At 73.8% G+C, this 6,000-nt stretch carries 7 protein-coding genes; 4 read left to right on the top strand and 3 right to left on the bottom strand.

Features of this window, described 5'->3' with window-relative positions; translation table 11 throughout:
- The 4 genes from ACWCPI_RS36935 to ACWCPI_RS36920 all read left to right on the top strand — a co-directional run.
- The coding region (locus ACWCPI_RS36935) for a flavodoxin-dependent (E)-4-hydroxy-3-methylbut-2-enyl-diphosphate synthase (protein ID WP_451042338.1) at positions 1-198 on the top strand (198 nt) is incomplete at its 5' end.
- 192 nt (positions 199-390) lie between these two features.
- Entirely contained in the window at positions 391-1,239 is an 849-nt protein-coding gene (locus ACWCPI_RS36930) for a GNAT family N-acetyltransferase (RefSeq protein ID WP_451042337.1), read from the top strand.
- An 88-nt stretch (positions 1,240-1,327) separates the two neighbouring features.
- A complete protein-coding gene (locus ACWCPI_RS36925) occupies positions 1,328-1,894 on the top strand; it encodes a GNAT family N-acetyltransferase (RefSeq protein ID WP_451042336.1) in 567 nt (188 codons plus the stop codon).
- A gap of 72 nt (positions 1,895-1,966) precedes the next feature.
- A complete protein-coding gene (locus ACWCPI_RS36920) occupies positions 1,967-3,670 on the top strand; it encodes a proline--tRNA ligase (protein WP_451042335.1) in 1,704 nt (567 codons plus the stop codon).
- 256 nt (positions 3,671-3,926) lie between these two features.
- On the opposite strand, the gene ACWCPI_RS36915 is transcribed toward ACWCPI_RS36920, so the two are convergent.
- From ACWCPI_RS36915 to ACWCPI_RS36905, 3 genes are read right to left on the bottom strand one after another with little or no spacing between them, the layout of a single operon-like run.
- On the bottom strand, positions 3,927-4,862 hold the full coding sequence (locus ACWCPI_RS36915) for an aminoglycoside phosphotransferase family protein (RefSeq protein WP_451042334.1): 936 nt from the start codon (positions 4,860-4,862) through the stop codon (positions 3,927-3,929).
- Between the two features lie 49 nt (positions 4,863-4,911).
- Entirely contained in the window at positions 4,912-5,388 is a 477-nt protein-coding gene (locus ACWCPI_RS36910; protein ID WP_451042333.1) for a ferritin-like domain-containing protein, read from the bottom strand.
- Complete coding sequence (locus ACWCPI_RS36905; RefSeq protein WP_451042332.1) at positions 5,385-5,951, bottom strand: hypothetical protein; 567 nt, start codon at positions 5,949-5,951, stop codon at positions 5,385-5,387. Before ACWCPI_RS36905 ends, ACWCPI_RS36910 begins: the two co-directional genes overlap by 4 nt.
- Positions 5,952-6,000 lie beyond the last annotated feature (49 nt).

The raw sequence follows: 6,000 nt of genomic DNA, 5'->3' as shown, positions 1-6,000 counted from the left end.
GGCGAGGCCCGCGAGGCCGACCTCGGCGTCGCCTCCGGCAACGGCAAGGGCCAGATCTTCGTCAAGGGCGAGGTCATCAAGACCGTGCCCGAGTCCAAGATCGTCGAGACCCTCATCGAGGAGGCCATGAAGCTGGCCGAGCAGATGGAGGCGGACGGCGTGGCATCGGGCGAGCCGTCGGTGTCGGTGGCCGGCTGACGACGGGGCGGCAGCGCCCCGGAAGGGTTGCGGACCCCGCGCGGTCAGCCCCGCACGATTCGCAGTCGCCCACCACCCCCCACTTTTGAGCCCATGGGCGCCCGGCCCCGGCGGCGTAGCCGAGGGGCGGCATGGCCCAGCTTCCGCAGGTACAGTGCGGAGACCAGCAGCTCCCCCGGAGGGCCCCCGCACGTGTTGACCCAGACCACTTCACGGGTGCTCGAACCGAGTGACCTGGACGCCGCGCTCGCCGTCCTCGACCGCGAGCCGGTCGCGAACGCCTTCGTGACGTCCCGAGTCCAGGTCGCCGGCCTCGACCCGTGGCGCCTCGGCGGCGAGATGTGGGGCTGGTACGAGGACGGCATGCTGACGTCCCTGTGCTACGCGGGCGCCAACCTCGTCCCGATCTGCGCGACCCCGCGAGCGGTACGGGCCTTCGCCGACCGGGCCCGGCGAGCGGGCCGCCGCTGCTCCTCCATCGTCGGACCCGCCGATTCCACCGCCCAGCTGTGGCGCCTGCTGGAACCCGGCTGGGGCCCGGCCCGTGAGGTCCGCGCCCACCAGCCCCTCATGGTCACCGACCGCATGCCGGCCGACATCACCCCGGATCCGTACGTCCGCCGCATCCGCAAGGACGAGATGGAGACGATCATGCCGGCGTGCGTGGCGATGTTCACCGAGGAGGTAGGCGTCTCGCCGCTGGCCGGCGACGGCGGCCTCCTCTACCAGGCCCGGGTGGCCGAACTCGTGGGCTCCGGCCGCTCCTTCGCCCGCCTCGACCAGCACGGCAAGGTCGTCTTCAAGGCCGAGATCGGCGCCGCGACCGACCGGGCCTGCCAGATCCAGGGGGTGTGGGTGGCCCCCGAGTACCGCGGCAAGGGCCTCGCGGCCCCCGGAATGGCGGCGGTTCTGCGCTACGCCCTGGCGGACGTGGCCCCGGTGGTCAGCCTCTACGTCAACGACTTCAACACGGCGGCGAGGCGGACGTACCACAGGGTGGGCTTCCAGGAGGTCGGCGCCTTCATGAGCATCCTGTTCTGAAACCGCCCGGGGGCGCGGGGCACCACGCGAGCAACCGAGGACGAGCCACACCCGGAACACGGCGCGAACCCCCCTGTAGGCTCCCCACATGCGCCTTCCCGGTCACGCACACCGCCGCCACCCCGACGACATCGTGATCGGCCCCCTGGACCTCTCCGCCCACGTCGACGAAGCGCTCGCCGTCCAGGCCGTCGCCTTCGGCCTGGGCCCGGACGAAGTGGCCGTACGCCGCCAGATCGTCCTGCGCCACATGACCTACCCGGGAGCGAGGGCCCTGGGCGCGACCTCCGCGGGCAGCCTCGTCGGGTTCGTGTACGGCATGCCCAACGACCGCACGCACTGGTGGTCCACCGTCGTGGAGCCCTACCTCCGGGCCCAGTCGCGCGACGACTGGCTCGACGACTCCTTCGTCATCACCGAACTCCACGTCCACCCCCGCTACCAGAACCGCGGCATCGGCCGCTCCCTCATCACCACCATCACGGACGGCGCGACCGAACCCCGCTCGATCCTCTCGGCGATCGACATCGAGAGCCCCGCCCGCGGCCTCTACCGCTCCCTCGGCTACCAGGACCTGGCCCGCCAGGTCCTGTTCCCCAGCGCCCCCAAGCCGTACGCCGTGATGGGCGCCCCTCTGCCGCTGCGCCGCCCCTAACCGATTTCCACCGCCCGGTGCCACCCGGCTAACCTCCTGCCATAACCCAAACCCGGCAGGAGTACGAGAACCATGGCGAACGCACCGGTCCAGCGCATGTCCCAGTTGATGGCGAAGACGCTGCGCGACGACCCGGCCGACGCCGAGGTCCTCAGCCACAAGCTGCTGGTCCGCGCGGGCTACGTCCGTCGCACGGCGGCCGGCATCTGGTCCTGGCTGCCCCTCGGCAAGCGGGTCCTCGCCAACGTGGAGCGCATCGTCCGCGAGGAGATGGACGCGATCGGCGCCCAGGAGGTGCTGCTTCCCGCGCTGCTGCCGCGCGAGCCCTACGACGCGACCGGCCGCTGGGACGAGTACGGCCAGGAGCTGTTCCGCCTCAAGGACCGCAAGGGCGGCGACTACCTGCTCGGCCCGACCCACGAGGAGATCTTCACCCTGCTGGTGAGGGACCAGGCGTCCTCCTACAAGGACCTGCCGGTCATCCTCTACCAGATCCAGCACAAGTACCGTGACGAGGCCCGCCCGCGCGCCGGCATCCTGCGCGGCCGCGAGTTCCTGATGAAGGACTCCTACTCCTTCGACACGGACGACGAGGGCCTGGCCCAGTCCTACGCCCTGCACCGCCAGGCCTACCAGCGCGTCTTCGAGCGCCTCGGCCTCGACTACCGCATCTGCGCCGCCACCGCCGGCGCGATGGGCGGCTCCAAGTCGGAGGAGTTCCTCGCCCCGGCCGGCGCCGGCGAGGACACCTTCGCGGACTGCCCGAACTGCGACTTCGCGGCCAACACCGAGGCGATCACGTACGAGCTGAAGCCGGTGGACGGCTCCACCGTCCCGGCGGCCGAGGAGATCCCCACCCCCGACACCCCGACCATCGAGACCCTCGCCGCCTCCCTCGGCGTCCCGGCCTCGGCCACCCTGAAGAACCTCCTCGTCAAGGTCGACGGCGAGATCGTCGCCGTCGGCGTCCCCGGCGACCGCGAGGTCGACATGGACAAGGTGGAGGCGCACTTCGCCCCGGCCGTCGTCGAGATGGTCACCGAGGCGGACTTCGCGGGCCGTGCGGACCTGGTCCGCGGCTACGTCGGCCCGCAGGGGCTGGGTGAGAAGGTCAAGTACCTCGCCGACCCGCGCGTGGCCCCCGGCACCTCCTGGATCACGGGTGCCAACAAGGAGCACACGCACGCCAAGAACGTCGTCGCGGGCCGTGACTTCGAGGTCGACAGTTACGTCGACGTCGTGGTCGTGCAGGAGGGCGACCCCTGCCCGAAGTGCGGCACCGGCCTCAAGCTCGACCGCGCCATCGAGATCGGCCACATCTTCCAGCTGGGCCGCAAGTACGCCGACGCCCTCAAGCTCGACGTCCTCGGCCAGAACGGCAAGCCGGTCCGCGTCACCATGGGCTCCTACGGCATCGGCGTCTCCCGCGCGGTCGCCGCTCTCGCCGAGCAGACCGCCGACGACAAGGGCCTGTGCTGGCCCGCCGAGGTCGCCCCGGCCGACGTGCACGTCGTCGCCGCCGGCAAGGCCCTGCAGACCGAACTGGCCCTGGACGTCGCCGAGAAGCTGTCCGCGGCCGGCCTGCGCGTCCTGTGCGACGACCGCGCCGGCGTCTCGCCCGGCGTGAAGTTCACCGACTCCGAGCTGATCGGCGTCCCGCAGATCCTGGTGGCCGGGCGGCGCGCGGCCGAGGGCGTCGTCGAGCTCAAGGACCGCCGCACGGGCGAGCGCGAGGAGCTGACGGTCGACGAGGCGATCGCCCGCCTGACCGCGTAGCCGCGGCCCCGCACGACAGGAGCCGGGAGGCGCACACCGCCTCCCGGCTCTCACCTTCCCAGGCCGCGTCCGCGAAGCCCCGCCCGCCCGCACGCCCGGCACTGCCGGAAGGGCAGGGGAGGCGCCCCCTCGCCGCAGCGGCCGAGAGCCCGCGTACCACCACCGGTGCGAGGGCATCCGCCCGGCGCCGAGAACACGCACCGCCACACCGCGGGGCCCGCCCTCCCGGCGGCCGACAGGCCTTCACGGACGCGGCCTAGAGCCACCCGGCGAACTCCAGCAGCAGTTCCGCGTCCTTCGGCCGCCCCACCCGAAGCGCCCGCACCCCGGACTCCACCGCCCGGAACAGCGTCCACCCCCGCAACCGCTCCTGATCGACGTCCAGCGACTCCGCGAGCCGCTTCACGCGCCGCCGGGTCGTCGCGGCGCCCGACGGCTGCGCGATGAGATCCTCCACCCGGTCACGTACCAGCCGGGCGAGGTCGAAGGCGCACTCACCGACCACCGGGTCAGGACCCACCGCCAGCCACGGCATCCGCTCCCCGGCCAGCACCTTGCTCTGCCGGAAGGTGCCGTGCAGCAGCCGGTGCTCGGGCGGCGCGGTCAGCAGCTCCTCGCGGGCCGCGAGCGCGGCGTCCACCAGCGGGGCCACCTCGGCACGCGCCGTCGCGGTCGTCCGCATCGTCTGGGCCTGCCGCCCGGTCCGCTCGGCCACGGTCTCGAAGACGTGCCCGGCCGGGGGCTCCACCCACAGCCGCCGCAGCGTCCCCGCCGCCTCCAGCAGCGCCTTCGCCTCCGGCAACGACCGCACCGACAGATCCGGATGCAGCCGCTCCAGCAGCAGCACGCCCTCGGTCACCGGGGCTCCCTCCCGCTCGAGCGAAGCCGAGAGTGAGGGAGGTTCGAGCAGCTGGACGGATCCGCGGCCGCCCCAGTGTGCGAGCGCCGCCCGTTCGCTCTCCGGCCGGGACCGGGGCGGCGCCAGCTTGAGCACCGCCGGGGTGCCGTCCGCGCGCCGCACCAGCACCACGAGGCTGCTGCGACCGCCCGGCATCTGCACCCGCTCGACGGTCAACTCACGCAGGACGACGGCCCGGTGGGCCACCTCCGGCAGCTTCCCCAACCAGTCGTCACCGTCCGGTGCCGTCTCACCGAGCGCCCTGACCAGACGCTGCGGCGGTTCGAAAGCCATGCGCGAGTCGTTCCCTTCCCGTCCTGCCCCCACGTGTCCTCCGCCCCCGTCACGCCGTGGGCGCCGCCGCTGCCGACGGGGCGCCCGCCCGCTCGGCGAGCCCAGGGAAGGCTACGCTCTCGCCCCGCCAGCGCACCGCCCGCACCGCCGCCTCCCGCAGCGCCTCGGCGGCCGTGGTCCGCAGCCCACCCTCGGCTGCCCGCACCAGGTCGGAGTACACCGCGGCGACCCGGTCCTCCAGCTCGGCGGCGAGCCGGACGGCCGCTGCCGGGTCCGGCACCGGGAACGGCAGCGCATAGGCAGCGCTCGCGACGGCCGGATCGGCGCCCAGGTCGCGCACCTCGCGCGCCAGCGCGTCCCGCCGCGCCCGGTGCGCGTCGTACGCCGCCCGTGCGTCCCTGCGCCGTTCCTCGGCGATCCGGGCGCCGACGACGCCGTACCCGTACACCGCCGCGTGCTCGGCGGCGAGCGCCGCCTGCAGGGCCGTCAGCCGCCGCTTCCTCGTCTCGTCGCCCGCCTCGCTCACTTGGCCCCCTCGGTCAGCAGGTACGCGTGCGCCGCCCCGGCCGCAGCCACGGAGGCCAGCAGCCGCGCCAGCTCGCCGGGCACGTCGAGGAGCGCCTTGGAGCGCCGGTCCGCCAGCTCCCGCTCGGCCGCGGCGAGTTCGGCCACGGCGTCCTTCTCGTTCGGCGGAACACCGGGCGAACCGGAGGCGGACGGCGCCGCCTTCCCGGCCTCCGGCGCCCTGGAAGAGCCGTCGTCGGGCCCCGAGGTTCCCGAAGCCCCCGGCGCCCCGCCCCCGAACGCCTCCACATGCCGTACCGCGGCCGCCCGCAGCGGCCCCAGCAGCTCCGCCAGCACCGGGTGGGCGGCGAGCACGGCGTCGTAGCGCCCGACCAGCCCCTCGCTGTCCCGGGCCGCACGCGCGCGTGCCCGCTCGGTGAGCGACGGACCGCCGCCGGTCGTACGGCCGTCCGAGTCCCCGGACCCGGAGGAGCAGCCCACGAGCAGGGCGGCCCCGGCGGCCGAGACGAGCAGGGTTCTTCTGCGCGCGCCCGAGGGGGTGCGCGGCGGCGAGGGGTACGGCACGGCAGACGTCCTCGGGGAACTCGTTCGAAAGCGGTTACGAAGGCACCTG

The sequence above is a fragment of the Streptomyces sp. NPDC001920 genome, assembly GCF_053594495.1.
This window is presented reverse-complemented; position numbering and strand designations above follow the sequence as displayed.